Source organism: Bradyrhizobium sacchari (genome assembly GCF_002068095.1).
GTDB classification, from domain to species: domain Bacteria; phylum Pseudomonadota; class Alphaproteobacteria; order Rhizobiales; family Xanthobacteraceae; genus Bradyrhizobium; species Bradyrhizobium sacchari.
Genome location: NZ_LWIG01000007.1, coordinates 887,277 through 912,765, shown reverse-complemented (window position 1 = coordinate 912,765; position 25,489 = coordinate 887,277). Strand labels below are relative to the sequence as shown.

Sequence of the window (25,489 nt, the reverse complement as noted above, 5' to 3'; positions counted from 1 at the left end):
CGCCGATGCCGGCGCCGAGTTCATCCATGGCGAGGCGCCGGTCACGCGCGCCCTGCTGCGCGAGGCGGGGCTGTCGCTTCAGGAGATTGACGGCACGCAATGGAATTTTGACGGCACGGGGCTCTCGCGCGAGGATCGCCACGATCCGCATGAGGCGCAGCTGCAAGCCGTGCTGGGGGCGTTGAAGGACGATCTCACCGTCACCGATTTCCTGGGCCGGTACTTTGCCGCACCAAAATACGAGCGGCTGCGCTATTCCATCGAGCGAATGGTCGAAGGCTACGATGCGGCCGATCCGGCGCGTGCCTCCATCCTGGCGCTGCGCGAGGAATGGATGGACGGCGGCGGACACCATAGCCAGGCGCGCATCGTCGGCGGCTATGGCGCGCTGATCGAATTTTTGGCGGCCGAGTGCCGCGGGCATGGCGCCGCGATCCGCTTCGGCTCGGTGGTGTCGGCCATCGAGGAGGCGGGCAACGCTGTCGTCGTCCGTTGCATCAATGGCGAGGCGCACGCCTGCGACCGGGTGATCGTCACCGTTCCGCTGCCGTTGCTGCGGGAGATGGCGCTGCCCGTGGCCGCGCGGGTCAAGGCCGCTGCTGCCGACGACATCGGCTTCGGCAGCGTGATAAAGATCCTGCTGCGCTTCGCGCGGCCATGGTGGCGCGAACGCAGGCCGGATATTGCGGACATGACCTTCCTGCTGTCGGACCAGACCATTCCGGTGTGGTGGACGCGCTATCCGGACAGCCATCCCGTGCTCACCGGCTGGCTCGGCGGCCCGCGAACGGCGAAGCTGTCGCATCTCAATTCGCAAGGCTTGATCGATGCGGGACTGGACTCGCTCGCCACGATCTTCGACCTGCCCCGCACCGAGGTCGCGCGCGAGCTCGTCGTCGCCGCGGCGACCAACTGGGCGCATGACACGTTCGCGCGCGGCGCCTATTCCTGGGCAACGCCGCGCACGCGTGAGGCGCAAACAGTGCTCGCGCGCGCCGAGGGTAACGTGCTGTTGTCCGGCGAAGCGCTCTATCGCGGCCGCGACATGGGCACGGTTGAGGCCGCGCTGGCAAGCGGGCTGGCGACGGCGGAGATGATGTTGCGCGGATGAAAAAGGCCCGCGCACCCGCGGGCCTTTCGTTCGTCCGTGCCTGTCAGTCTACCAGCGGCTGCCGCCAAAGCCGAACGATACGGTGGGGCCGCCGCCACCGTAGTAGCCGTACGGTCCACCGCCATAATAGCCGTGGTGCCGCGGGTAATAGCCGTAACTCCGGTAGTGCGGGCGGTAATAGCCGTGATGGTGATGGCGCCAGTGATGATGGCGGTAGCCATGATGGTGCCGGTGCTGCGCGCTGATGTCGGTCGGCGCGTTCTGCTTCGCGCTCGTGGTGCTGGCCGCGTGCGCCGCCGATCCACCGGCAAGCGCCGCAGCACTGACGGCCATCACGGCAATGAGATACTTCATGTCGTCACTCCAGTTGAATGTCGTGTGACAACACATGGGTGGTGGCTACGTTCCGGCCAGTGCGGGCGTCGAAACGACGCAGCGCGCGATGTCTGGCTCGTGATGATGATCGCGCGTCGTGAGATTTATTGTCGCATCATCCGCGTGATCGCATTGTCGCCATCACTTCGCCGCGAATGATGCGATCACCTCGCCTGTCGTGACGATGCGCGCGAATTCGCCGTTGAGATTCGACAGCGTCATCGCGTGGATGTCGTCGGCGGAGTGCGCGTCGCCATCGGGCCCGACCCGGTCGAACGTCCAGGTCGCATCGCGCACCAGGCGCGCATCGAAGCCGAGATTGCCTGCCATCCGCGTCGTCGTCTCGACACAATGATTGGTGGTGGCGCCGCAGATGACGAGCGTCGTGATGCCAGCCGCACGCAGGCGCGTCTCGAGGTCCGTGCCTATGAAGGCGCTGTTGACGCGTTTGACGATGACGGGCTCCCCGTCCTGCTCGCGCGCCTCGTCCTTGACGGCATAGCCGGAGCGTGAGGGCAGAAACGATGAATTCGGCTTGGTGCCCTCGTGGCGGATATGGAAGATCGGCGCGCGCTTGGTCCGAAAAGCCGCGAGCAGGTCGACGATACGCGCCACGGCCTCCGGATTGTTGCGGCGCTTTCCCGCCGCCTCCCATTCGTCGAAGGCGCGCTGGACGTCGACGACGATGAGGGCGGGGAGGGACATGGCGGGCGGCTTTCAGTTTTGTTGCGGCGAGTATGCGGACTGCCCGTCGCGCAGGCAACGCCGAGTTTCCCTCGTTTCGAGCCAGAACTTGTAGCCCGAATGAGCGATGCAATATCCGGGACGACTTTCCCGCATGTCGCTGTACTCATGCAGGCTACGGGGCCATTTCCTACGGATGCGGATCGGGAAAGCCGCGCCGCTCTGACAGCGCGGCGAGGATCGCGTCCTTGTCGGCGATGAAGGCTCGGCCCTGATGGCTGCCGGTCTGGTGCCGCGACGTTGCGCCATCGGCCAGCACGAGCAGCGGCAGCGACTGGTTCTCCTCGCCGACCAGCGCGATCACGGCCTGTCTTGGTTTGGGCCAGGAGATGCGCTCGACATCCAGTTTTTCGGTGAGCTGTGGAAACGAGGCGAGCACGCCCTCCATCAGAGCGCAATGCCAGCAATAGAAGCATTGGCCCGGATAGGTGGGGTCCTCGAAGCCGGGGCGCAGCAGGAACAGGCGGTCGCGCGTCATGAGCAGCTCCGGAGCATGGCCGCCTTGCTGAGGATCAAGGTCCGAGCGGTTGGCGGCTCTAGTCTTCAGGCTTAAGTCGATAGGGAATCGACGAGGTCAGGAAAGGACGCCATGCCGGGGCCGATCAGTCAACCGCAGACGCTCGCGGACCTCAGGACCTTGCCGGAGCTGCTGCGCTGGCGCGTCAGGGCGACGCCGGCGGCGGAAGCCTATCGCCATTTCGACGGCAAGGCCGCCCGCTGGGTCAGCCAGTCCTGGCGCGAGATCGAGGCGGAATTCGAGCCCTGGCGGCGGGCGCTGGCGGCCGAGGGCTTTGCGCCAAGTGAGCGCGTTGCCATCCTGATGCCGAACGGCATTCCGCATATCGCGATGGACCAGGCGGCGCTGTCGCGCGGCCTCGTGCCGGTGCCGATGCATGCGGTCGACAACCCCGACAGCATCGCCTACATCCTCGCCGATTCCGGCGCGCTGCTGCTGTTCGTCGACACGCTGGAGCGCTGGCGGGCGATCGTAGCGACCGGACAGAAGCTCGATGCGCTCAAACGCGTCGTCTGCGCGGACATGACCGGGCCGGGACCTGCCGATGCGCGCATCATCGCGCTCGATGCATGGCTCGCGGCCGCACCGGGTGCAACTGCGCCCCTGCCGGACGTTGTCGTGGAGCCGAGCGATCTTGCCGCCATCGTCTACACCTCGGGCACAACCGGACGGCCGAAGGGCGTGATGCTGTCCCATGACAACGTCATCGCCAACGTCCAGGCAATCGCGCGCCGGATCGCCGCCGAGCCGCACGACGTCTTCCTGTCCTTCCTGCCGCTGTCGCACACGTTCGAACGCACCGGCGGCTATTACTATCCGATCGCGGCGGGAGCCTGCGTCGCCTATGCCCGCTCGGTGCCGCTGCTCGCGGAGGATCTGAGGCACATGCAGCCGACGGTGCTGATCTCGGTGCCCCGCATCTATGAGCGCGTCTACGCGCTGATCATGCAGCATCGCGCAGCGGCCGGAACCCTCGCGCGGGTCCTGCTCGACCTCACCATTGCCGTCGGCGGCCGGCGTTTTGACGCGCGGCAGCGGCGCTGCGCGCCCTCGCTGCCGGATCGGTTGGCCTGGCCGCTGCTGAAGCGGCTCGTCGCCGACAAGGTGCTGGCGCGGCTCGGCGGGCGCCTGCGCGTTGCGGTCTCCGGCGGCGCGCCGATCGCCGAGCCGGTCATTCGCCTGTTTCTAGCGCTCGGGCTCGACATCCTCCAGGGTTACGGCATGACCGAGACCTCGCCGGTGGTCTCGGTCAACACGCCCGACGACAACGACCCGCATTCGGTCGGCCATGTGCTCGACGGCGTCGAGGTCAGGCTCGGTGAGAACGCCGAGTTGCTGGTGCGCGGGCGCAGCGTGATGCTCGGTTACTGGCGCAAGCCGGACGAGACGCGCCGCGTGAAGGAAGCCGACGGCTGGCTGCACACCGGCGACCAAGCGCGCATCGAGAACGGCCGCATCACCATCACCGGCCGTATCAAGGATATTCTGGTGACGTCCACCGGCGAGAAGATCGCGCCGGTGGATTTGGAGACCGCGATCCTCGCCGATCCCCTGTTTGAGCAGGCGCTGGTAGTCGGCGAGCAGCGACCCTTCCTTACCGCGCTGGTGGTGCTCAACGCCAAGGCCTGGGTGCAAGAGAAGGAAAGGCTGGCTGCGAGCGGCAAGAAAGGTGGCGCGGCGGAGCAGGCTGCGCTGCTGGCGCGGATCGCGGTCGCGGTGAAGGCCTATCCGTCCTACGCAACGCCGCGCGCGGTGTGGTGGACGCTGGACCCCTGGACCATTGCCGGCGGCCTGCTCACGCCGACCCTGAAGAACAAGCGCCCCGCGCTCGAGCGCCGCTTCGCAGGCGAGATCGAGCAGATCTACGCGAAGAAGCCGCGGCAATAACGTCGACGTGATTCCCGCCGCTCGCCGTACTTGATCCAGCGCAACTTTGGCTGCGTCCCGCCATGCAATGTCGCTGCGACATTGGAATTGCAATCGAGGCAGGTCATGAAGGCGTATTTCATCGGTGGTGGCATCGGATCGCTCGCGGGCGCGGCGTTCATGATTCGCGACGCGCAGGTGCCGGGGCGCGACATCGTGATTTACGAGGCGCAGCCGCTGGTCGGCGGCAGCCTCGACGGTGCGCTGCTCGCGAGCGGCGCCTACTCGCTGCGCGGCGGGCGTATGCTCACCACCGATCACTACGAATGCACCTGGGACCTGTTGTCGTCCATCCCCTCGCTCGAACATCCCGGCCTCAGCGTGCGCGATGAGACGATCGCGTTCAATCTGGAGAACCCGGCGCATTCGCAGGCGCGGCTGGTCGACCGCAACCGGTTCAAGATCGACGTCACGCATATGGGCTTCTCGGCTCGCGACCGGCTCGAGCTGCTGCGGCTCACCGAGGCCTCCGAAGAGACGCTCGGCAACAGCCGCATCACCGACTGGCTGTCGCCGAAATTCTTCGAGTCGAATTTCTGGTACATGTGGCAGACCACCTTCGCCTTCCAGCCCTGGCACAGCGCGGTCGAGCTCAAGCGCTATCTGCACCGCTTCATGAACGAATTCCCGCGCATCGAGACTCTCGCGGGCGTCAAGCGCACCGTCTACAATCAGTATGACGCGATCGTGCGGCCGCTCGCCGACTGGCTGAAGCAGCAAGGTGTGCAGTTCGTGCGCGGCACGGCCGTCACCGACATGATGCTCGAAGAAGAAGGCGGGCGGGTGCGCGTCCGCCAGCTCATGCTCGACCGCGACGGTCGCACCGCCAATGTCCGGCTCGAGGACGGCGACCTCGTGTTCTTCCAGAACGGATCGATGACGGACGCATCGAGCCTGGGCACCATGACCGAGCCGCCGCCGCATCTGACCAAGAAAGACAGCCGGGGCTGGGCGTTGTGGGAGACGATCGCGCAAGGGCGCCCCGAATTCGGCAATCCGTCGGCATTCAACACTTCGATTCCCGAATCCTACTGGCTGTCGTTCACGGTCACCTGCCGCGATCCCCGCTTCTTCGACAAGATGGCGGCGTTCTCGGGCAACAGGGCCGGTACCGGCGGGCTGGTCACGTTCAGGGATTCCAACTGGCTGATGTCAGTGGTGCTGTATCACCAGCCGCATTTCGCAGGCCAGCCGAAGGACGTGCAGGTGTTCTGGGGCTATGCGCTGCATCCGGACCGCGTTGGCGATTTCGTGGCAAAGCCGATGTCGGAGTGCGGCGGCGCCGACATCCTGAACGAGCTGTGCGGGCACTTGAATTTCGATCGCGACATGTTTGAGACCGCAACCTGTATTCCCTGCCGCATGCCCTACATCACCAGCATGTTCTTGCCGCGCAGTCTGGCCGACCGGCCGCTGCCGGTGCCCAAGAATTCGATCAACCTCGCCTTCGTCAGCCAGTTCGTCGAGATCCCCGACGACGTCGTCTTCACCGTCGAATATTCGGTGCGGGCGGCGCAGATGGCAGTCTATCAGCTCATGAAGGTCGATCGCCCGGTGCCGCCGGTGACCCGGCACGACAGGTCGCTCGCGGTGATCTTCGCGACGCTGGAGAAGGCTTTCGCGTGAGGCTTTCGCGGGGACGGCGTTGCTACGGCGACGCTGCCAGCGGCAGGCTGACGTGAAAGACGGCGCCCCCTGATGGGGCGTTTTCAGCCCAGATGCGGCCGCCATGCGCCTCGACGATGGTATGCGCGATCGAGAGACCTATGCCCATGCCTTGCGCCTTGGTCGTGAAGAACGGCTTGAAGATCTCGGTCGCCTTCTCCGCGAGGATGCCGTGACCTGCGTCGGCAATGGAGACAAGGGCCAGGTTGCCGTCGGCGAGACTGGTTCGTCCGACCACACGGCGCCGTTCGTCGGGGAGATGGGCCACGGCCTCCATGCCGTTCATGACGATGTTCAGGATGGCCTGCTGGAGCTGCACCTTGTCGCCTTTCACCCGGATGTCCGCGGGCGACGGCTGTGACAGGAGCTCGACATCGTGGGTCAGTGCCTGCACGGAGAGGAATCGAAACACCTCGCCGACGGTGGCATTGAGGTCAAGCTCGCGCCGTTCGGTCGGGTCTCGTTTCAGGAACGAGCGCAGCCGGCCGATGACCTCGGCGGCCCGCTGATCGTCACGGCGGATCTGGTCCAATATGTCCCTGACTTCGCCGAGGTCGGGCGCCGGCTTCCGTAACATTTGCTGGGCCGTCTCGGCATTGATCATAATGGCGGCGAGCGGCTGGTTCAGCTCGTGCGCGAGCGTGACGGACATTTCTCCCGCGGTGGCGCGGCGGTTCAGGTGGGCGAGCTCCGACATGCGCTGGCGCGCCTTGACCTCGGCCACAAAGCGCAAGCGTCGCTCGCGCAGCAGGATGGTGATCATCAGCGCCTGCACCAGCACCACGCCCGCGATAATGATGGAGTGCCAGTAATACTGCCCCCAGAAGCTCGGTTGGCGGAAACGCACCTCACTGCCGGGAGGCAGATTGGCCTCGTCCACATTCCAGTGCTTCAGCTGTCGCCAGTCGAAGATCGGCTTCACGTTGTTGCCGCTGAAGGGAACGATGCTCGACGGCGCTTCGCCGTCGAGGATCCGCATCGCCACCTCGCCGGCTTCCCGGCCGATGGTTTCGGGCTGCAGCAGGAAGCCGCCCACGCCCGACCGTCCCAGGAACGTATCTGACGTGATGATGATCGGGCGGTTCGCACTCTCGGAGACGCGTGCGAGCGCCGAGGCCGGGGAATAATAGGTGCCTTCGCCATCGGAATACATCGCCGAGGTCAGGATCGCAGAACGGGCGGGCAGGGAGGCGACGTGACTGCGGACCTCACGCAGCACCGCGCCGGACAGATCGGTGACTTCGAGATCGGGCATTTCGGCCGCGAAATCCTGCTTCCAATGTCCGTATGTCAGCGGATTCTTCCAGGCATCGCCCACGAGGACGACATGGGTCAGGTCGGGAACGATGGCGCGCGCTGCGGTCAAGAGCTGCGCCGGTCTCACCCTTGTGAAGACGGCCGTCGTGTTGGGCAGGAACAGCGCGCGCGTCTCCGGCAGATCAGGCACGAAGCCGTAAACGACGGGCGCGGCGGGCCAGATGTCCTGCTTGCGCGCTTGAAGGAATTTCGCCGATGTCACGCCGATCGAAACGATGATGTCGATCGGCCGCTGCGCATATTTGGTTTTGAGATGACTGACCAAACTCTCTTCGTAGTCCGGTCCCGGGAAGCGGGCGAGATCGAGGCTTTCGCCGTAGATCACGGTGTGCCCGCTGCCGTTCTGCTTCGCGGCGGCGCGGATACCGGCAAAGATCTCGGAATAGAAGGGCGAGCGAAAATCGGCTTCTTCCAGCACCAGGATCGAACGCTGCCGTGGGCCGTCGGCTGCAATGCACTCGCGCGACAGGCTTGCGAGCAGGCAGACGATCACGATGCGCACGAGCCCGGAGATCAGACGCATTGCTGGACTCTCGGCCCCCCGGCTCCAGTTGCAATCGGGCCTCCTCGATGAGGACGCGCGCGAGCAAGCATACCCGCTTGAGCCGGAGTTTCAAATGGAAGGATGCGCGTCCGCTCCGCTGACGAGCGGGACGGGACGAAAGGCCGCTACTTGAACGGATCCTGGATCGACGGTGACGATTGCCGGATGCGGCGCACGCTCACCGGCGTACCGTCGGAGACGAACAGAAGTTCATATCGACGGCCTTCGCTGTCGGTCGCGGAGCAGGTCACGTCGTTCACCTTCCTGGCAGCGAAGTTACCGGTCTGGCGGCAAACACCGGTGGAGGCTTGTTCGGCGGGCACCGGCAGGCCATCGACCTTGGGCCGGTTCTTGGAGTTGAGCAGCATGCGGTCGATCGGCAGCTCATAGGAATTGTCGTCGGCGCGCTTGCCGTTCTCGCCGGAGAACGACACGACGTGATTTTCGTCGCTGGGGTCGTCGACGGCGACCGCGAAATTGACCCGGCCCTTGTCGCCATGGGCGTAGGCGACCGTCTTGCAGGCGAAGGTGCGGCCCGCGACCTTCAGCATCTTGCAATGGCCGGACATCAGCGCCAGCAGGTCGATCAAGCCGTTTGGCTGCGCCGGCGGATTGTTGACCGGAATGGGCTTGGAATCTTCGGCGAAACAAGGGCTTGCCGAAGCTGCGACGAAGGCGGCAAGGGTTGCTGCGAGGACCGGTCGGCAAAGGCGCATCGTCAGGCTCGTATGCCAGAGGCCCCTGGAGCTCGGGACCACGGAAAACGGGATCGCGGCAAAGTTCCGCTTCATAACCATCGAACCGCAAATTGGTTGCGATCCCGTTCGTGCTGCCGAGTCCGTCTGGAATACCACCGCACCACCCATCGGCGATTCGTCCAAATCGCCCCATCGTCCCGGCCGGCACTTGCCGTCAGGCCGGTGTTTTTTTCGTGGCAGAGCTAACCCATCGCCGCCTGCCAGCGCCTATCGCGCAGGGAGGGGCGGCGGTGCAGGCGGGCATCGAGCAGGGTGCGGGCGCGAGACAGGTCGCCGCTGCGCATCAAGGCGACGATGAAGGTGTCCTCGATCAGCTCGCGCTGGGCGTGGCTGCCGCCGATGCGGACGACCTCGCCAAGGACGGGCGCAAGCATTTGTGCGCAGGCGGCGTAGTCCTCGTCGGCAAAGGCGGCCAGCGCGCGACAGATCGCGGGGACTACGGGACCGGCAGGCAGCTTGCCCTCAGCGAGGCGATGGTCGATCACGGCAAGCCGCGCGGCGAGGGCTTCGCTGTTTTGCGTTGCCGCGGCGAACAGCGCCATGTGGACGTCCGCGAACGGCAGGCCTGGTTTCGGAAACAGTTTTTGCGCGGCGGAATCGGCTTCCAGCCACAATGCCTTCGGCACGGCATGACCGTAGGCGGCCAGGCGCCACAGCAGCGAGGCGCCATCGGTGATGACGTTGAGCGGCGGCGCCTGCGTTGCCGAGGGCTGGAGCACGTCGGCATAGATCGCGAGCGCGCGTGCCGCATCGCCATGCTCGAGTGCGCCGAGCGCCTGATGCCAGCGGATATGGCCGTGCAGGATGCCGGCGCGGTCGTAGGCGGGAATCCATTCGTCGACGAGACGGTCAGCCGCCTCGATCGAACCGTCCTCGAACATCGCATGCAGCACGGCATGCGCGGCGTGGGCGTTGGCGCGGCGGAGGTTGAAGCCGCGCTCGGTGACGGTGCGGCCACGAACGACGTCGCCATTCTCGGTCATTGCCCAGCCGGACATCGTGAAGAACCACCAGTCCTCGCCATAGTGCCGCGCGACGCGCTCGCACAGCTCATGCCGCGCGCGGTCGTGATCGGCCATGCCGGAGAAGGCGAACAGGCCGAAGGCACCGAGCGGCAGCGACAGCACCACGGCATCGCGCGGCCACGCCTCGACATGCTTTGACATCGCTGCGATGGCTTCGGGCAGCCGGCCCTCGATTGCCAGCGCCAGTGTCTCGACATGCGAGCGCTCGCGCTCGGTGCCGCGCCTCGCGACGATCTCGCGCGCGCGTGCCGCCTTCTGCCGCGCGAGATCTCCCTGCTGGTAGAAGGCATGCACGCGGGCGCGGGCGATATGGGGCAGCGCGAAATCCGGGTCAGTCGCGATCGCGCGCTCCAGCGTCTCCGCCGTGCCGGTCCAGCCGGCAAGCATGAGGTCGACACCTTCGCGATAGGCGGATGCCGCCTCGTCCGAGGAAGTGGAGAGCGGAAGGCCGTAGCGGTCTTCATGCGGCATCATCGTCTCCCGCTGTCAGCTCGTCCGCGCGCGGCGGCCCTCGATCGGATAGGCCGGGTCGTTGTAGCCCGGCGTCGAGGGATGGCCCGGCACGACCAGGCGATCGATCAGGGCTTCGTCCTCCGCGGTGAAGCGATAGTCGAGCGCGCTGATGTAGCCGTCCCATTGCTCTTCGGTGCGCGGGCCCGCGACGATCGAGGAGACGAATGCGGAGTTCAGCACCCAGCCGACTGCGAACTGGCCGGCGGTGATGCCCCTCTTCTCGGCGTGAGTCTTGATCTCCTGCGCGAGCTGGAGCGATTCCGGCCGCCATTCCGTCTGCATCATGCGGGTGTCGTTGCGGCCGGCGCGCGTCTCCTTGTCGGGGGCGGCATCCGGCTTGTACTTGCCCGTGAGCACGCCGCGCGCCAAGGGGCTATAGGGCACGATGCCGACGCCGTAATAGGAGCAGGCCGGAAAATGCTCGACCTCGGGCATGCGGTTCATCGCATTGTAATAGGGCTGGCTCACCGCCGGCCGGTCGATGCCGAGACGGTCGCAGATGTTGCAGATCTCGGCGACGCGCCAGGCGCGGTAGTTGGAGACGCCGAAATAGCGCACCTTGCCGGCGCGGATCAGATCGCCCATCGCGCGCACCGTCTCCTCCAGCGGCGTCGCATGGTCTTCCTTGTGCAGATAGTAGATGTCGATGTGATCGGTGCCGAGCCGCTTCAAGCTTTCGTCGGCGGCCTGCAACACCCAGCGCCGCGACAGGCCGACGCGGTTGGGATCATCACCCAATTCGTTGTTCATGGGGTTGGCGAGCTTGGTGGCGAGCACCCAGGCGTCGCGGTTGCCGGCGATGGCTCGTCCCACGACCTCCTCGGAGGCGCCTTTCGAATATGCGTCCGCGGTGTCGATGAAGTTGATGCCCGCACCGTGCGCCTTGTCGATGATCCGTTTCGATGCGGCTTCATCGGTCGGCCCGCCGAACATCATGGTGCCGAGACAAATCGGCGACACTTTCAGGCCGGTGCGGCCGAGCTGGCGATATTGCATGGGCTAAGTCCTTGCTGCGTTTCCAGGCACAGCATAGCGGCGTCGTTCCGTCATTGCGAGCGGAGCGAAGCAATCCAGAGATGCGTCAATCTCCCGTCGTCCGGGCGAGGGCCGGGACCCAAGCGCCGCAGCAATGGCTTTGCGAAGATTCGGAGTTACCAGCTTCGCACCACAACCACTCCCTGGGGTTATGTGTCCCGGCCTTCCCCGGGATGACGGCGGAGTGCGCGGCGCGCGGCGGTGGCAGTCTTACTGAGAGCCTACGCCGGCCCCTTCAATATCTTGAACACGCCATTCGCCATCACAATGCAGCGGTCGTCCACCGTCACCTCGGTGCTCATGAAGATCAGGCTGCGGGTCGAGCGCACCACGCGCGGGCGGGAGATCAGGATGTCGCCGATCTGGCCGGCTTCGACGAAATGGGTGTCGAGCTGCACCGTCGCCATGAATTCCTTGCCGGAAGTGTAGCGGGCGGTCATGCCGCAGGTGCGGTCGGCGAAAGTCATCATGACGCCGCCCTGGACCATGCCGCGGCGGTTGTGATGCTTGTCTTCGGTGGCGAGGGCGAATTCGTACTGGCCGTCGACCTTGCGCTCCCACAACGGGCCGATCAGATGCATGAAGCCGGTGGTCTCGAGGATGCTCCAGCCCTCTGATCTGAGCCTTGCGGCGGCCTTGTTGGTCATCTCGTCGTCCATTCCTGAGCGAGCCTTCGATCTCATTTTCATCGGGGCCGGACGTGGTGTAGTCAAGCGTGATGAGACCGTTCGACGATGCCACACGGCGGAATATCGCGGCTGCCTGCGCAGCCTTCACGCGGCTGCCGGAGGACGACGCGGCGCCGGCGCTGAAGCGCGCCGCGGTGGCGGTCGCGCTGACCGCAGCGGCTGAGAGCGACGACACCGCGTTTCTGCTCACGCTGCGCGCATCGCACTTGCGGGCCCATCGCGGCCAATGGGCGCTGCCGGGCGGGCGCTGCGATGCCGGCGAGACGCCGGTCGAGGCGGCGCTGCGCGAGCTCGACGAGGAGCTCGGCCTTCGCCTCAGCGGCACCGACGTGCTCGGCACGCTCGACGACTATCCGACCCGCTCCGGCTATCTGATCACCCCGGTCGTGGTCTGGGCCGCGGGCAGCGCGGCGATCCGGCCGAATCCGGACGAGGTCGCCTCGGTCCATCGCATCGCCCTCGGCACGATCGAGCGCGAGGACGCTTTCGATTTCATCGCGATCCCCGAGAGTGCGCGCCGGGTGATCCGCTTCCACCACCAGGCAAGCCTGATCCACGCGCCGACGGCGGCGCTGATCTACCAGTTTCGCGAGGTGCTGGCCGGGCGGCAGACCCGCGTGGCGGAGCTGGAACAGCCGGTGTTCGCCTGGAAGTGACGCAAGAGCTTAAAAAAAGAGGTAAACGGCACGTTAACGTGACGGTTACCGGATGCCTGCTAAGAGGGCAGCATGCATCAATCGATTCGAAAAAGCCTGGTTTCGGTTCCATTCGCGCTCGTCCTGCTCGCGCCCGCCGCGCGTGGCGGCGAGACCGACGCGCTGCCGCCTTCCGTCCGCAATGCCAACGCCCAGCTGCTGTCGCAGTTTTTCGGGCAAGGTGGCGCCTCGCCGGCCGTGCTCGAATATCGCCGCAAGCTGCAGGAATATCAGGCGGCGCGGGCCGCTTTCGACGAGGAGGCCGGCGCCTATTGGAGCCAGATCTCCGAGAAGCGCAAAGGCCGCAACGCCAAGCGGCGCAGCGGGCAGCAGATCACGCTCGATGATTACGTGCTGGAGCATCCGCCGGTCTATACCGGGCCGAAGCGTCCGGTGAATCCGGAGCCGGAGGAAACGCCGTCGCGCCCCGAGCGAAAGCCGATACCCGTTGTCTCGGATCTCCTGCGGGCGGCGCAGGAGCTCTACCAGTTCACGCCGCAGCGGCCGTCCAGCGAGGTCGAGTTCAAGCGCGCCTATGCGCGCTACGCGCTCGCCTCGGGGCTGACGCGCGAGCAGGCGGTGCGGGTCTATTCGTTCGAGACCGGCGGCACCGGCAGCTACGATGTGCAGGCGGGCATCGAGCATGGCGGCAAGCGCGCGATCTCGACCGCGATGGGTTACAACCAGCTGCTCACCACCAACAGCGTCGAGCTGCTCGCCGAGCAGGGCCACGAATTCATTCGCGCGCTCTCGGACAAGGTGGCGCGGGCGTCGGGGCCGGCGCGCCAAGGGCTCGAGCACAAGCTCGCCGTGCTGAAGAAGATGGTGGCGCATGCGAAGTCGGTGCCCGACACCTGGTCGGAGCACGAGAAGATCGGGAATACCGCGCAGGGCTGGGCCATGCACGCGATGGTGCTGGACGTCGACATCGGGCCGATGCTGCAGACCCACAAGCTGCTGACCTCGGTGCTGTTCGCACGCGCCAAGGGCTACACGCGACCGCTCACCGCGGCCGAGCTCGAGATGATGAACCTCACCGGCGACGGCACCGGCCTCGACATGGTGACGATGCCGCAGGCGATGCGCGAGCAGGTGCCGACCTCGAACTTCTTCCAGCGCGGCGGCTACGAGCGCAACCCGGTCGCGATCCGCCACAACACGGTGGCGAAGCTGCTCGCCGTGACGGACACGCGGATGGACTCGAACAGCAACAACGCCGGCGCAAGGGAGCTGGCCGCGGCGTTTTAGCCCGTCACCCTGCCACAACCTCCGCTGTCATGCCCCGGCTTGACCGGGGTATCCAGTACGCCGCGGCCTCTCGGTTCAATCACAGCGGCCTCTGGAATACTGGATCGTCCGCCTTCGCGGATGACGACACCGAGTATGAGGCGGCGCCGCCCCCCGCCATCGCCGCGCTACTGATCCGGCCCGAACTTGAACTTGCCGTCGCCTTCCAGGTACGGGCCGCTGCGCATGTAGAGCTGGCCGTTGTGGCCGATGAAGAACAGCGTGCCCCTGGGCACCTTCTTGGCACCCTTCAAGAGCTCGCCCGCATTGCTGGTGCCCATCTTGTAGGAAAAGGTCTTGCCCTCCTTGTCATAGGCATAGCCCGTGTCGGGCTTCAGCTCCCAGGGCGTCGCCGGGGCTTGCGCCAATGCGGGTGCTGCAAATGCCGCGAACGCGGCCGCGAGTGCAAATGTCTTCGTTGAAAATGCCATGTTTCCATCCTCCCCATGCTTGGGGCACCGGCTCGAACAAATCACGAACGGCATTTCTCGGTCAATTCGCGAAAGCGCCGCGGCGCATCACGCCTCGCCCAGCAGTTTGTGATTTTCCCTTCGTCCCCTCGCGACTATGTTCCGCTTTCCGTCTAGAACGCAATTCGACAAAAATATTGGTGGGGATGATTCGAATGAACCATGTCATTAAAGCCTGCTCGGCTGCCGCGCTGCTGCTCACGGCGCTGGCGCCCGCCGCTCGGGCCGATGATTACCAGCTCAGCCACAACCAGCGGATTTCCTGCAGCCGTGGCCTTGCCCCGGGCAAGCTGAACACGGCGACCTGCAAGTCCTACACCTATCTCTTCAACACCAGGACCTCGGAATATTTCCGCTGCCAGGTCTCGCTGGCGCTGACGCGGGACAACAAGGAGGTCATCAACGTCCAGACCGACGGCGGCTGCACCAAGAAGCCGCGTATCTTCGAGACCGACGGCAAGTATGATTTCGACGCCACCGAGACCGAGCCGCCGAACACCAACTCGTTCTTCGGTCCCGGCGGCTATTCGGTCTGGGCCGCCGACGTGACCACGCAGAAGGTGCGCGGCTGCATCATCATCTCCTCCGGTCTCGGCTCCGATATCTCCAAGTGCCTGGACATGACGTTCCAGTGAAGGTGCGCTTACGAGCGATGAGGGCAGGCTCGACCATTGCCTCGTAGAAGGTGCGCTCCCTCCTCCGCTTGCGGGGAGGGCTGGGGAGAGTGTGCCACCTCGCCGCACCTCCCCGGTTCCCAAAAGTCCAGCCGGAACGACCGTTTACCGCAGTCCTGTTTTGCCTTTTGGATGGGTTGACCCGCATCCCTCATCCGGCCAATTTCGCCGCCGGTTTGGGGAGTAAAACAACCATGAAACGGACGTTTTTCGGCGTGGCCGCGGCTCTTGCTCTGGCGGCGTCGGCACCTTGCGCGCATGCGCAATCCTTCATCAACGTGCTGACCGGCGGCACCTCCGGCGTCTATTATCCGCTCGGTGTCGCGATCGGGAAGATCTACGGCGACAAGATTCCGAACGTGAAGACGCAGGTACAGGCCACCAAGGCGTCGGTCGAGAATTTGATCCTGCTGCAGCAGGGCCGGGGCGAGCTGGCGTTCACGCTGGGCGACTCGCTGAAAGCGGCCTGGGACGGCGAGGAGGAGGCGGGCTTCAAGAGCAAGCTCGACAAGCTCCGGACGATTGGCGCGATCTATCCGAACTACATCCAGATCGTCGCGACCGCCGAGAGCGGCATCAAGACGCTGGCCGATCTCAAGGGCAAGAGCCTGTCGGTCGGCGCGCCGAAGTCGGGCACGGAGCTGAACTCCCGCGCGATCCTGGCCGCCGCCGGCATGAGCTACAAGGACCTCGGCAAGGTCGAATATCTGCCGTTCGCCGAATCCGTCGATCTCATGAAGAACCGCCAGCTGGGTGCGACACTGCAATCGGCTGGCCTCGGCGTCGCCTCGCTGAAGGATCTCTCGACCTCGAGCCCGATCACGGTGGTGTCGGTGCCGAAGGAGACCGTCGACCAGATCGGTCCACCCTTCATCTCGGCGACCATCCCCGCCAACACCTATACCGGCCAGGACAAGGACGTGCCGACCGCGGCCGTGGTCAACTATCTCGTGACCAGCTCCGCCGTCTCCGACGACCTCGCCTATCAAATGACAAAGCTGGTCTACGAGTCGCTGCCGGAATTGCAGAATGCGCATGCGGCGGGCAAGGAGATCAAGCTCGAGACAGCCGCCACCGGCAGCCCGGTTCCGCTGCACCCCGGCGCGATCCGCTATTACAAGGAAAAAGGGCTGATCAAGTAATACAGGTGTCATGGCCGGGCTTGACCCGGCCATCCATCCTCAAAGAGTCGTCTTTCGATGGATGCCCGGGTCAAGCCCGGGCATGACGTATTCAGGGCGCAGCGCGAATGCTGCTGCAGGAACGCCCCATCAGGGCGCGGGGACATATCGATGTTGCAGGCTGAGGGCGCTCAAGAGCCCATCAAGGTCGAGTTCGACAATTTCGAGCACGGTTTTCCGGAAGGTTTCGGCCCGGGCTGGTGGGGCACGCTCGCCTACTGGATCGGCATCGCCTTTGCCACCTTCCAGCTCTATGTCGCCGCCTTCAACTATCTGCCGAGCCAGGTGGTGCGCGGCGTCCATGTCGGCTTCCTCGTCCTGCTCACCTTCGGCCTGATCGCCAACTTCACCGCGAAGAGCAATTTCGGCCGTGCGTTCGGCTGGGTGATCGGCGCCGCCGGCTTCTTCTGCGGACTTTATCAGTGGATCTTCTATGCCGATCTGATCGCGCGCGACGGCGATCCGACGAGGCTCGACCTCGTCGTCGGCACGCTGCTCGCCGTGCTGATCTTCGAGGGCACGCGGCGCCTGATGGGCGCGGCGCTGCCGCTGATGTGCGGCGCCTGCCTGCTCTACTGGTTCTTCGGCCAGTACCTGCCGTCGCCGCTCAACCATCGCGGTTACGATTTCGACCAGATCATCACGCATCTGTCGTTCGGCACCGAGGGTTTTTATGGCGTGCCGATCTATGTCTCGGCAACCTACATCTTCCTGTTCATCCTGTTCGGCTCGTTCCTGGAGCGCGCCGGCATGATCCAGCTGTTCACCGACGTTTCTCTCGGGCTGTTTGGCAGGACCCGCGGGGGACCTGCCAAGGTCGCGGTGTTCGCCTCGGGCATGATGGGCACGATCTCCGGCTCGGGCGTCGCCAATGTCGTCACCGTCGGCCAGTTCACCATTCCCCTGATGATCAAGTTCGGCTATCGCCGCGCCTTCGCCGCGGGCGTCGAGGCCACGGCCTCGATGGGCGGTCAGATCATGCCGCCGGTAATGGGCGCGGTCGCCTTCATCATGGCCGAGACGCTCGGCGTCCAATATTCGGAGATCGTCAAGGCCGCCGCGATCCCTGCGATCCTCTACTTCGCGTCCGCGTTCTGGATGGTGCATTTGGAGGCCGGCAAGCACGGCCTCGTCGGCATGAAGCGCTCGGAAATCCCGAGCGCCTGGAAGGCGCTGGTGACGCGCTGGTACCTCGTGCTGCCGCTCGCAGCCCTGGTCTACATGCTGTTCGAAGGCTTTACGCCGCTCTATGCCGGCAGCATGGGCCTCGCGCTGACGGTGACCCTGATTCTCGGCACTGCTATCACGACGGGCGCGTCCTCGATGGTGATCCGCTATATTTTCTGGATCGGCCTTGCTCTGGTCGTTGCCGCGCTGTCGCGTGACGGCCTCCAGATCGTACCGGTCGCGAGCGTCGTCGTCGGCCTGATTGTGATCACCGCCTTCGTCCGTGGCGGCTTCAAGGCCTTGCGCGAGTGCCGCGACGCGCTGGCCGAGAGCGCGAAATCCGCCATCACCGTCGGCATGGCCTGCGCCATCGTCGGCGTCATCATCGGCATGATGTCGCAGACCGGAGTCGGCACCATCTTCGGAAGCTGGGTGATCGGCCTCGGCGAGAAGAGCCTGTTCCTGGCGCTGGTCATGACCATGCTGCTGTCGATCCTGCTCGGCACCGGTATTCCGACCATTCCGACGTACATCATCACCGCCGCGCTCGCCGCCCCGGCGCTGGCGAAGCTCGGCGTGCCGCTGATCGCGAGCCACATGTTCGCGTTCTACTACGGCATCATGGCCGACCTCTCGCCGCCGGTGGCACTGGCCGCGCTCGCGGCGGCGCCGATCGCGAAGGAGAACCCGGACAAGATCGGCTGGGAGGCGATGCGCATCGCGCTCGCCGGCTACGTCATCCCGTTCATCTTCGTCTATTCGCCGGCCCTGATGCTGCAGGCCGGCGATCCCATGGCGGCCAAGCTCGGCTTCCATGGTGCGGTGGCGCTCGCAACGCTCAAGGCGCTGGTGGCGATCGGGCTGTTCGGCTTGGTCGCGATCGGCTTCCTGTTCACGAAGCTGACGATCGTCGAACGCTTGGTCGCGCTCGGCGCCGCGTTCTGCCTGCTCGGCGACTTCGCGTTCAGCGACACTGCCGGCTTCGTGCTCTCTGCCGCACTCGTGCTGTGGCAATGGCGGCAGCGGCCGCCAGCAGTTGTCGAGTCGGTGTGAGCCTCTGCTTCGTAACAGCGGCCGGGGTGAAGGCGCTGGCGCTGTCCGCGTTCACGCTTGCATGGACGCATTCGATCGCGAAGGTCGAGTGGCAGGAAGACTGGCGCGTGACGCCCGNCCCGCCGGCCTCGAACTGGCGCAGGCCAGCGTCAAGGGCACCGGTCCCGGCATGGAGCCGCCGCCCGAGGCGCGGCTGGTCGATGGCTGGTTTCAATGGCGGCCGAACCGCGCGCCGATGCCGGAGGTGGTGCTCGGCAATTCCGGCGCCGCGGGGGAGTGGCGATTATGTCATGAGGGAAAATGCCGGACATTGTCGGAGATTGTCGGGCATGCGATCGGTGCTAACGTCACCACGATGAAGATTTGCAAGGATCCGTAGCCCGGATCGGCGCAGCGATATCCGGGAACGGTGGCCCCGGGGATGTCGCTGCGCTCATGCGGACTACAAGGAACAACAACACGGGAGACGCACGATGGATCGGCTCAAGGGCAAGGTTGCGATGGTGGTGGGGGCCGGCTCGATCGGACCGGGCTGGGGCAACGGCAAGGCGACCGCGGTGACCTTCGCGCGCGAAGGCGCGCAGGTGTTTTGCGTCGACCGCAACGGCGCTGCGGCTGAAGAGACCGCCAAGATCATCGCCGGCGAAGGCGGCAAGGCGACGGCGTTCACGGCTGACGTCTCGCGTGCCGCCGAGATCGAGGCGATGGTTGCGGCATGCCTGAAGGCATATGGCCGCATCGACGTGCTCGACAACAATGTCGGCATCGCCGAGATGGGCAGCGTGGTCGAGGTCACCGAGGAGAGCTGGGACCGCGTCTTCAGCGTCAACCTCAAGAGCGCCTATTTCGCCATGAAGCACGTCATCCCTGTGATGGTGAAGCAGGGCGGGGGCTCGATCATCAACATCTCCTCGATCGCCTCGATCCGCCATGTCGGGATTTCCTATGTCAGCTACAACGCCAGCAAGGCGGCGATGAACCAGCTCACGCGGTCCACCGCGATCGAGTTCGCGAAGAACCATGTGCGGGTGAATGCGATCCTGCCCGGCCTGATGAAGACCCCGATGGTCGAGCATTCCGCCGGTCTCGCCGCCAGCTATGCCAAGGGCGACGTCGAAGCGATGTGGCGCGCCCGCGACGCTCAGGTGCCGATGGGGCACATGGGCGAGGCATGGGATGTTGCCAATGCCGCGCTGTTCCTGGCCTCGGACGAGTCGAAATACGTGACGGGGATTGAACTGGTGGTGGACGGCGGGATCACCTGCAAGGCGGGGGCGTAGCTTTCCCTCACACTTCGCCGTCGTCCCGGGCGCGCAAACCGCGAACCCGGGACCCCTAACCACAGGGAGTAGATGCCGCGCGAGCTGGCAACTCAAATCTTCGCCAAACCACATCCTGTGGTTATGGGTCCCGGATTTGCGCTTCGCTTGTCCGGGACGACAGCGGAGTGCTTGGCGACCTACTGCGCCAGAGCGAGAATCCCGCCGGCAAACGAATGCCACGCGGCCGTCTCGCTGACCGGCCAGTTCAACACCTTCACCGCCAGCAGCGCCAGCGTGCCGGCGATGTAGACCGGATGCACGCGGCCGTCCGTGCGCCAGTCGCGCACCATTGCGACGACGAGCAGAAGTGCGGCGACGACGGCAGGGGCGATCGTCACGGGCACCGGCGGTGGGCCGGGCGGTCCCGGAGGCGCGAGGAAGGTGAGGAACCAGCGCGCGATCGCGGCGTCGAGGATCGAGACCGCGGCGAGCAGCATCAGGCGTTTGTGAATCTCGGGCCTGCGCGTGTTCATGATGGCGAGCACGAACACGATTGCGAAGAACGCAATCCCGCTCATCGGCACGATCGAGAACGAGATGCCCGCGTCGGTCTGTCCGATTGCGGCCGCGTGCTTCATCGACGTCACTGAGGCAAGAAAGCCGAAGATCGTCATTGCGGTCGCAAGCGAGACGCCGACAATGCCGAGCGACCGATGGTTGACCACGCGGCCGGAGGCGGCGAGCCAGGTCTGGAGCACGAAATAGACAGACCAGGTGAAGAACAACAATCCGTGAAAATGAATCACGGGGCTTGCGGAGAATGTCCGGTGGACGAGCGGCGCCCAATAGGTCGGCGCGAAACCGAGAAAGGCCGTCGCCGCACAGGCCAGGGCCATCTGGAAATAGAAATATCGTGCAGGCGACGCATCACGCGCGCGTACACGACGATCGTCGATCAGGGTTGTCATCAGGAGTGAGTCTGGAGGGGCGGCGTTTGGTTCAAACGTCGCCCGTGCCCCATCCGGTGTCGTCCCGGACAAGCATCAGCGCTGGTCCGGGACCGTAACCACAGGATTGTGCTGTAGCGTGAGGCGACAACCCCGAGTGATCGTCAAACCACATCCTGTGGTTATGGGTCCCGGATCAGCGCGCGCTTTGGGCGCGCTTGTCCGTGACGACGAGCTCTCTAGCCCCCTGCGCTCAATTCTGCGCGATCGAGCTCTTCCTCGAGCCGGTGAAACGCGTCGTCGCCGATCACCTCGGTGGCGCGCAGGTCGAAGATCGATTTGCGCGCCGCCTCGATGGCGCGCCGGCGCAGGGGATCGGCGGGCAATTCGCCGTTGGCGATGCCGCCGTTCGGGTCGGTCTCGGTCTGCATCAGGATGGCGCGATATTCGAGCCGCAGGATTTCCGCCTCCTCCGATGGATCACTTTCGATCGCATTGAGGGCCGCGCGATAGGCGACGGCGCGACCGCGCGCGACCTCGATACCGACGGGATCGTCGTCCTTGAGGTCGAAGGCGAGAATCAGCGGCCGCAGCGTCAGGCCCTGGATGATGAGCGATCCCAGCACCACGGCAAAGGCGATGAAGACGATGAAGTCGCGATAGGGAAAATTCTCCGGCAGCGCAAAGGCGGTGGCGAGCGTGACGAGGCCGCGCATGCCGCACCAGGAGATGATGAGGCCGCCTTTCGGCGAGGCCACCTGCATCGGATCCTTGGGATGATAGATGCCGTGCGCGATCAGCATGCGCAGCGTCGTCCGGTAGAACGTCACCCAGAACACCCGGACTAGGACCACCGTGAGCAGGATCCAGGCGGCCGCCACGCAATATTCCCATCGCACATCGGTATCGAGCCGTGTCCAGATCGGCCGCATCTGCATGCCGATCAGCATGAAGGCGAGCACGTTGAGCACGAACACCATCGTCTCCCACACCGCATAGGACGGCACCCGCAGCCGGGCCGGGATGCGCGCCGGCGCGGTGCGCGCGAGGGCAATGGCGTAGATCACGATGGTGAGGATGCCGGACAGGCCGAGGTGCTCGGCACCGATCCAGACCATGAAGGTGGTTGCGAACTGAACGATGATCGCGCTCGGGGCTTCGGTGACGCGCTCCATGAAGGGCGAGACGAGGCGGGCCGCGAGCAGGCCGGCGATGACGCTGCCGACCAGCGCCAGCGCCATGGTCGGCGCGACCTGGCTCCATGTCAGATGCTCGGTTGCGACCGCGCCGACCGCGATGCGGTAGATCAGGAGCGCACTCGCATCATTGAGCAGGCTTTCGCCCTCCAGCACCTTCACCATGCGGTGGGGCAGCTTGACCTGGCTCAGGATCGCGACCGCGGCCGCCGCATCCGGCGGCGCCACGATGGCGCCGAGTGCAACCGCAGCGGCCCAGGGCATGCCGGGCATCAACCGGCGCGCGACATAAGCGACAGCCGCCGTGGTCAGGCCGACTGCGGCGACGACCAGGGTAGAGACCGGGACCCAGTTGTTGCGCAAATCCCGCAGCGAGGTGTCGAAAGCGGCATCGAGCAGAACCGGTGCGACAAAAAGCGCCAATGCCAGGTCCGGCTCCAGCGTCCAGGTCGGGCTCGATGGCACCAGGGCGATCAGGGCGCCGCCGATGGCGAGAAAGGTCGGGTAGGGGACCTTGATCCGCCGCGCCAGCGCAGATAATGCAACGGCGCCGAGCAGCAGCGCGATGATCCATTCGAATGTCGACACGATAGTTCCCGAGACCGATTTGAGCGGCGCCACAAGCTGGCACCAATCCGGCCGTATGATGGACAATGCGGCCACAAGGCAAGAGTGAAGCAAGACCTTCCGATTGCAACAAGCATGCGTTTTCAAAAACTCATCCAATGGTCAGCCGCCGCGGCGCTCTCAGCGCTTGCGATCGGCGCGGCCCATGCTGCGACCGGCGGCGAGCCGGCGGCCGTCACGCAGGTCGATATCGCGCCGTGCCTTGCGGCCACTGCGACCGACGATGTCGAGAAGGCGAATTCCGCCTGCGCGGCCGTGATCGACAACGAGAAGACGCCGAAGGCGGACCTGGTCAAGGCGCTGATCGCACGCGGTGCTCTATATGCGCGGCACGACGAGATCGATCGCGCGATTGCCGACGACAGCCGTGCCCTCTTGCTCGACCCCACGCTCGCCGACATCTTCAACGCGCGCGGCGAACTCTGGCTGAAGAAGGGCGACAAGCCCAAGGCGGTGCAGGACTTCGGCGCCGCGCTCAAGATCGATCCGAACCATGAGAAGGCCAAGGCCAATCACAAGGCGATGGCGCGGGAGCTCGAGCGAATCGGGGCCCAGATGGCGGTGGCCGGCAAGCCCAGCTTCAATTGTGCCCGCGCGGCGCGCGCCGTGGAGAAGGCGATCTGCGGCAATCGCGAACTCGCCGATCTCGATCGCGAGATCTACGGATCGCATTTACGCGTCATCCGCGAAGCCCAGAGCCCGGCGGAGGCGCGCAAGATCCAGCGCGAGCAGGACGAGTTCATCGCCCGCCGGAATGCCGGTTACGGGCGGCCGGGGTACGATCTGAAGAAGGCGATGCAGGAGCGGCTGCAGCGGATCAACGGGGTGGACGGGTATTAGTGTCTTCGCCGCTTCCCGCGTGCGGGGCGAGCGAGTGTGGACGCTGGTGCGCCGCTGACAGGCCCGGTTTGAACCCGGCCCAAGGCCGCCGCGACAACGTTGAGAACCCGATGTCACGGAGCCCAAAGTCATGTGCGGCACGCATCTTTCCGCGCAAAAGTCCTCGTTCACAAAAACGTCGCTGTGCGCGCTCCTCCTCGGCACGGCGATGAGCCTTGCGCTCGTTGTCCCGGCCTCGGCTGCGGCCGATTGTGTCGCTGACAGCAAGGCTGCTCCCGCCGAACTGATCGCTGCCTGCAGCGCCATCGTTGACCAAGCATCAAATCCATCCTCCGACCGCGCCGCAGCGCTGCTGGTTCGCGCCGACGCCAATGCGCACATCTCGGGTGGCCTCTCGCAGGCGCTGAGGGATATCGACCGCGCCATCGCGCTCGACGGCAAGAACGCAAAGGCCTGGCGCGTGCGCGGCAATCTCTTGCGTGAGGCCGGCGGCGACCTCAATCGGGCCGCGGCCGATCTGACCAAGGCGATCGAGCTCGATCCGCAGGATGCGGAAGCCTACGAGCTGCGCGGCGTCGTCTACACCAACCAGCATCGCTTCGATCGCGCCATTGCAGACTATGACCAGGCCATCAGGCTGAAGGCGGAGTTCGCCCAGGCCTGGTCCGACCGCGGCGCGACCTTCTATCTGCGCGGCGACTACGACAAGGCCGTCGCTGACCTCAGCGAGGCGCTGCGGCTCGATCCGAACCGCGCGCGCAGCTATACCAACCGGGGCGCGGCCTACAAAAAGCTCGGCGAGCTCGACAAGGCGATCGCGGACGACAGCGAAGCGATCCGGCTCGATCCAAAGGTGCCGGAGTATTTCGACAACCGCGGTCTCACCTATGCCGCGATGAAGGAGTACGACAAAGCCATCGCCGACTACGATCAAGCCATCCGTCTCGAGCAGCGGGTGAACTTCCTGACCAATCGCGGCGACTCCTATCAGTTCAAGGGCGAACTCGGTGCGGCACTGTCGGACTACAACGAGGCGCTGAAACTCGATCCGAATTTTGCCAAGACCTACAACAACCGCGCCGTGCTCTACAAGAAGATGGGCGAGCGCAAGAAGGCGCTGGCCGACTACGAGGCGACGTTGCGGCTCGATCCCGCCAATGAGAACGCGCTCAACGGCCGCCGCGCGATGATCGCCGAGATCGCAAAATTCGGCGGCGAGCCGTCCCGTGTGCTGAACGCCGCCGCCAGCGACCCGTCGTTCGACTGCGCCTCCGCCAAGCGTGAGGTCGAGAAGGTTATCTGCGCTGATCCGCAGCTCGGCGTGCTCGACCGCCAGATCGCCGAGGCCTACGAGCGCGTGCTGAAATCCGCGAACAAGCGCTTGGCGGATAGCCTGCGCAAAACCCAGCGCGATTTCCTCAACACGCGCGATGCAAGCTTCCGTCGCCCCAGCTACGATCTGAAAAAGGTCATGCAGGAGCGGTTGCAGAAGCTGAACGCGATGGAGAGCTAGGCGGGGTTCCTTCGCCTCCTTCCGACCATCGCATCGCCTATGAAGAATTGCGCCGGATAGCTCGCCCGCAGCCCATCCTTCGGGACGCCCGCCGATGGCGGGCGCTCAGGATGAGGGCGAGTGCGCGGCAGCAATTTCAGTGGGCACTAATGCTGCTTAGCCTCATCGCTGGGGAGACCGCTGGATGCGGTCGTCTCGAGGACGAGGCACTTGCTCAGGCCGCCCCTAAGAAGGCATCTGCGACACCACTCCCTAAGAGCCGGGAGAGGAAGATACGTCCTTTTCGGCTTGAACCGCGGCCCGTTCCCGGGAAAATAGCCCTCAAACGAGGCCGGCATTTGATCCGGGTCATGGCGGG

General features: G+C 65.2%; 23 protein-coding genes and 1 pseudogene. 13 read left to right on the top strand and 11 right to left on the bottom strand.

Features of this window, described 5'->3' with window-relative positions; genetic code table 11:
- Positions 1-1,111 (top strand): flavin monoamine oxidase family protein (locus tag A5906_RS10805; protein ID WP_245326663.1); only part of this gene is annotated, 1,111 nt, incomplete at its 5' end.
- Positions 1,112-1,159: 48 nt separating this feature from the next.
- Here A5906_RS10805 and A5906_RS10800 read toward each other — a convergent pair.
- From A5906_RS10800 to A5906_RS10790, 3 genes are all read right to left on the bottom strand, one after another.
- Positions 1,160-1,465 carry a hypothetical protein gene (locus tag A5906_RS10800; protein ID WP_080135135.1) on the bottom strand — a complete coding sequence of 102 codons (306 nt, stop codon included), beginning with the start codon at positions 1,463-1,465 and terminating at the stop codon, positions 1,160-1,162.
- Between the two features lie 162 nt (positions 1,466-1,627).
- Positions 1,628-2,191 (bottom strand): cysteine hydrolase family protein, encoded by a 564-nt coding sequence (locus A5906_RS10795; RefSeq protein WP_080135134.1) that lies wholly within the window; start codon positions 2,189-2,191, stop codon positions 1,628-1,630.
- Positions 2,192-2,360: 169 nt separating this feature from the next.
- Entirely contained in the window at positions 2,361-2,708 is a 348-nt protein-coding gene (locus tag A5906_RS10790) for a DUF3088 domain-containing protein (RefSeq protein WP_080135133.1), read from the bottom strand.
- A 111-nt stretch (positions 2,709-2,819) separates the two neighbouring features.
- Here A5906_RS10790 and A5906_RS10785 point away from each other — a divergent pair, with 111 nt between their 5' ends.
- Together A5906_RS10785 and A5906_RS10780 are read left to right on the top strand one after the other, a co-directional pair.
- Positions 2,820-4,634 (top strand): AMP-dependent synthetase/ligase, encoded by a 1,815-nt coding sequence (locus tag A5906_RS10785; protein ID WP_080135132.1) that lies wholly within the window; start codon positions 2,820-2,822, stop codon positions 4,632-4,634.
- Positions 4,635-4,721: 87 nt separating this feature from the next.
- Positions 4,722-6,299, top strand: coding sequence for an oleate hydratase (locus A5906_RS10780; RefSeq protein ID WP_283807679.1), 1,578 nt, complete (start codon positions 4,722-4,724; stop codon positions 6,297-6,299).
- 22 nt (positions 6,300-6,321) lie between these two features.
- Here A5906_RS10780 and A5906_RS10775 read toward each other — a convergent pair whose 3' ends face one another.
- From A5906_RS10775 to A5906_RS10755, 5 genes are all read right to left on the bottom strand, one after another.
- On the bottom strand, positions 6,322-8,178 hold the full coding sequence (locus tag A5906_RS10775) for a sensor histidine kinase (RefSeq protein WP_080135130.1): 1,857 nt from the start codon (positions 8,176-8,178) through the stop codon (positions 6,322-6,324).
- Between the two features lie 146 nt (positions 8,179-8,324).
- Entirely contained in the window at positions 8,325-8,915 is a 591-nt protein-coding gene (locus tag A5906_RS10770) for a hypothetical protein (RefSeq protein WP_080135270.1), read from the bottom strand.
- Between the two features lie 224 nt (positions 8,916-9,139).
- Complete coding sequence (locus tag A5906_RS10765) at positions 9,140-10,453, bottom strand: tetratricopeptide repeat protein (protein ID WP_080135269.1); 1,314 nt, start codon at positions 10,451-10,453, stop codon at positions 9,140-9,142.
- Between the two features lie 15 nt (positions 10,454-10,468).
- Positions 10,469-11,491, bottom strand: coding sequence for an aldo/keto reductase (locus A5906_RS10760; RefSeq protein ID WP_080135129.1), 1,023 nt, complete (start codon positions 11,489-11,491; stop codon positions 10,469-10,471).
- 260 nt (positions 11,492-11,751) lie between these two features.
- The gene (locus tag A5906_RS10755; protein ID WP_080135268.1) at positions 11,752-12,177 is read right to left on the bottom strand and encodes a PaaI family thioesterase; all 426 of its coding nucleotides are present in this window, start codon (positions 12,175-12,177) and stop codon (positions 11,752-11,754) included.
- Positions 12,178-12,245: 68 nt separating this feature from the next.
- On the opposite strand from A5906_RS10755, the gene A5906_RS10750 reads away from it, so the two are divergent.
- Entirely contained in the window at positions 12,246-12,875 is a 630-nt protein-coding gene (locus A5906_RS10750) for an NUDIX hydrolase (RefSeq protein WP_136615104.1), read from the top strand.
- A gap of 72 nt (positions 12,876-12,947) precedes the next feature.
- On the top strand, positions 12,948-14,162 hold the full coding sequence (locus tag A5906_RS10745; RefSeq protein WP_080135127.1) for a hypothetical protein: 1,215 nt from the start codon (positions 12,948-12,950) through the stop codon (positions 14,160-14,162).
- A gap of 167 nt (positions 14,163-14,329) precedes the next feature.
- On the opposite strand, the gene A5906_RS10740 is transcribed toward A5906_RS10745, so the two are convergent.
- Positions 14,330-14,632, bottom strand: a complete 303-nt coding sequence (locus A5906_RS10740) for a hypothetical protein (protein ID WP_080135126.1) — start codon at positions 14,630-14,632, stop codon at positions 14,330-14,332.
- Positions 14,633-14,826: 194 nt separating this feature from the next.
- On the opposite strand from A5906_RS10740, the gene A5906_RS10735 reads away from it, so the two are divergent.
- The 6 genes and pseudogenes from A5906_RS10735 to A5906_RS10715 all read left to right on the top strand — a co-directional run bounded on the left by A5906_RS10735 (position 14,827) and on the right by A5906_RS10715 (position 20,026).
- Positions 14,827-15,306 carry a hypothetical protein gene (locus tag A5906_RS10735; protein WP_080135125.1) on the top strand — a complete coding sequence of 160 codons (480 nt, stop codon included), beginning with the start codon at positions 14,827-14,829 and terminating at the stop codon, positions 15,304-15,306.
- Between the two features lie 233 nt (positions 15,307-15,539).
- The gene (locus tag A5906_RS10730) at positions 15,540-16,487 is read left to right on the top strand and encodes a TAXI family TRAP transporter solute-binding subunit (protein WP_080135124.1); all 948 of its coding nucleotides are present in this window, start codon (positions 15,540-15,542) and stop codon (positions 16,485-16,487) included.
- 150 nt (positions 16,488-16,637) lie between these two features.
- Positions 16,638-18,746, top strand: a complete 2,109-nt coding sequence (locus tag A5906_RS10725; protein ID WP_080135123.1) for a TRAP transporter permease — start codon at positions 16,638-16,640, stop codon at positions 18,744-18,746.
- Positions 18,707-18,863 (top strand): annotated as a pseudogene (locus tag A5906_RS44205) (DUF1850 domain-containing protein); the annotation flags it as partial. The gene A5906_RS10725 and the pseudogene A5906_RS44205, both read left to right, overlap by 40 nt.
- A 1-nt stretch (position 18,864) precedes the next feature.
- A partial coding sequence (locus A5906_RS44200; protein ID WP_245326662.1) for a DUF1850 domain-containing protein occupies positions 18,865-19,125 on the top strand: 261 nt, incomplete at its 5' end.
- A gap of 94 nt (positions 19,126-19,219) precedes the next feature.
- A complete protein-coding gene (locus A5906_RS10715) occupies positions 19,220-20,026 on the top strand; it encodes an SDR family NAD(P)-dependent oxidoreductase (protein WP_080135122.1) in 807 nt (268 codons plus the stop codon).
- 179 nt (positions 20,027-20,205) lie between these two features.
- Here A5906_RS10715 and A5906_RS10710 read toward each other — a convergent pair whose 3' ends face one another.
- Positions 20,206-20,976 (bottom strand): hypothetical protein, encoded by a 771-nt coding sequence (locus A5906_RS10710; protein WP_080135121.1) that lies wholly within the window; start codon positions 20,974-20,976, stop codon positions 20,206-20,208.
- Positions 20,977-21,194: 218 nt separating this feature from the next.
- On the bottom strand, positions 21,195-22,772 hold the full coding sequence (locus A5906_RS10705; RefSeq protein ID WP_080135120.1) for a cation:proton antiporter: 1,578 nt from the start codon (positions 22,770-22,772) through the stop codon (positions 21,195-21,197).
- Between the two features lie 81 nt (positions 22,773-22,853).
- Between A5906_RS10705 and A5906_RS10700 the strand changes: the two genes are divergently transcribed.
- Positions 22,854-23,618, top strand: a complete 765-nt coding sequence (locus A5906_RS10700; RefSeq protein WP_080135119.1) for a tetratricopeptide repeat protein — start codon at positions 22,854-22,856, stop codon at positions 23,616-23,618.
- 130 nt (positions 23,619-23,748) lie between these two features.
- Positions 23,749-25,131 (top strand): tetratricopeptide repeat protein, encoded by a 1,383-nt coding sequence (locus A5906_RS10695; protein ID WP_080135118.1) that lies wholly within the window; start codon positions 23,749-23,751, stop codon positions 25,129-25,131.
- Positions 25,132-25,489: the final 358 nt, after the last annotated feature.

Bases quoted from the DNA above. Each gene is read 5' to 3' on its own strand.
- A5906_RS10800 (WP_080135135.1), bottom strand. From the start codon at position 1,465: ATGAAGTATCTCATTGCCGTGATGGCCGTCAGTGCTGCGGCGCTTGCC.
- A5906_RS10795 (WP_080135134.1), bottom strand. From the start codon at position 2,191: ATGTCCCTCCCCGCCCTCATCGTCGTCGACGTCCAGCGCGCCTTCGAC.
- A5906_RS10790 (WP_080135133.1), bottom strand. From the start codon at position 2,708: ATGACGCGCGACCGCCTGTTCCTGCTGCGCCCCGGCTTCGAGGACCCC.
- A5906_RS10785 (WP_080135132.1), top strand. From the start codon at position 2,820: ATGCCGGGGCCGATCAGTCAACCGCAGACGCTCGCGGACCTCAGGACC.
- A5906_RS10775 (WP_080135130.1), bottom strand. From the start codon at position 8,178: ATGCGTCTGATCTCCGGGCTCGTGCGCATCGTGATCGTCTGCCTGCTC.
- A5906_RS10770 (WP_080135270.1), bottom strand. From the start codon at position 8,915: ATGCGCCTTTGCCGACCGGTCCTCGCAGCAACCCTTGCCGCCTTCGTC.
- A5906_RS10765 (WP_080135269.1), bottom strand. From the start codon at position 10,453: ATGCCGCATGAAGACCGCTACGGCCTTCCGCTCTCCACTTCCTCGGAC.
- A5906_RS10760 (WP_080135129.1), bottom strand. From the start codon at position 11,491: ATGCAATATCGCCAGCTCGGCCGCACCGGCCTGAAAGTGTCGCCGATT.
- A5906_RS10755 (WP_080135268.1), bottom strand. From the start codon at position 12,177: ATGACCAACAAGGCCGCCGCAAGGCTCAGATCAGAGGGCTGGAGCATC.
- A5906_RS10745 (WP_080135127.1), top strand. From the start codon at position 12,948: ATGCATCAATCGATTCGAAAAAGCCTGGTTTCGGTTCCATTCGCGCTC.
- A5906_RS10740 (WP_080135126.1), bottom strand. From the start codon at position 14,632: ATGGCATTTTCAACGAAGACATTTGCACTCGCGGCCGCGTTCGCGGCA.
- A5906_RS10735 (WP_080135125.1), top strand. From the start codon at position 14,827: ATGAACCATGTCATTAAAGCCTGCTCGGCTGCCGCGCTGCTGCTCACG.
- A5906_RS10730 (WP_080135124.1), top strand. From the start codon at position 15,540: ATGAAACGGACGTTTTTCGGCGTGGCCGCGGCTCTTGCTCTGGCGGCG.
- A5906_RS10725 (WP_080135123.1), top strand. From the start codon at position 16,638: ATGTTGCAGGCTGAGGGCGCTCAAGAGCCCATCAAGGTCGAGTTCGAC.
- A5906_RS10715 (WP_080135122.1), top strand. From the start codon at position 19,220: ATGGATCGGCTCAAGGGCAAGGTTGCGATGGTGGTGGGGGCCGGCTCG.
- A5906_RS10710 (WP_080135121.1), bottom strand. From the start codon at position 20,976: ATGACAACCCTGATCGACGATCGTCGTGTACGCGCGCGTGATGCGTCG.
- A5906_RS10700 (WP_080135119.1), top strand. From the start codon at position 22,854: ATGCGTTTTCAAAAACTCATCCAATGGTCAGCCGCCGCGGCGCTCTCA.
- A5906_RS10695 (WP_080135118.1), top strand. From the start codon at position 23,749: ATGTGCGGCACGCATCTTTCCGCGCAAAAGTCCTCGTTCACAAAAACG.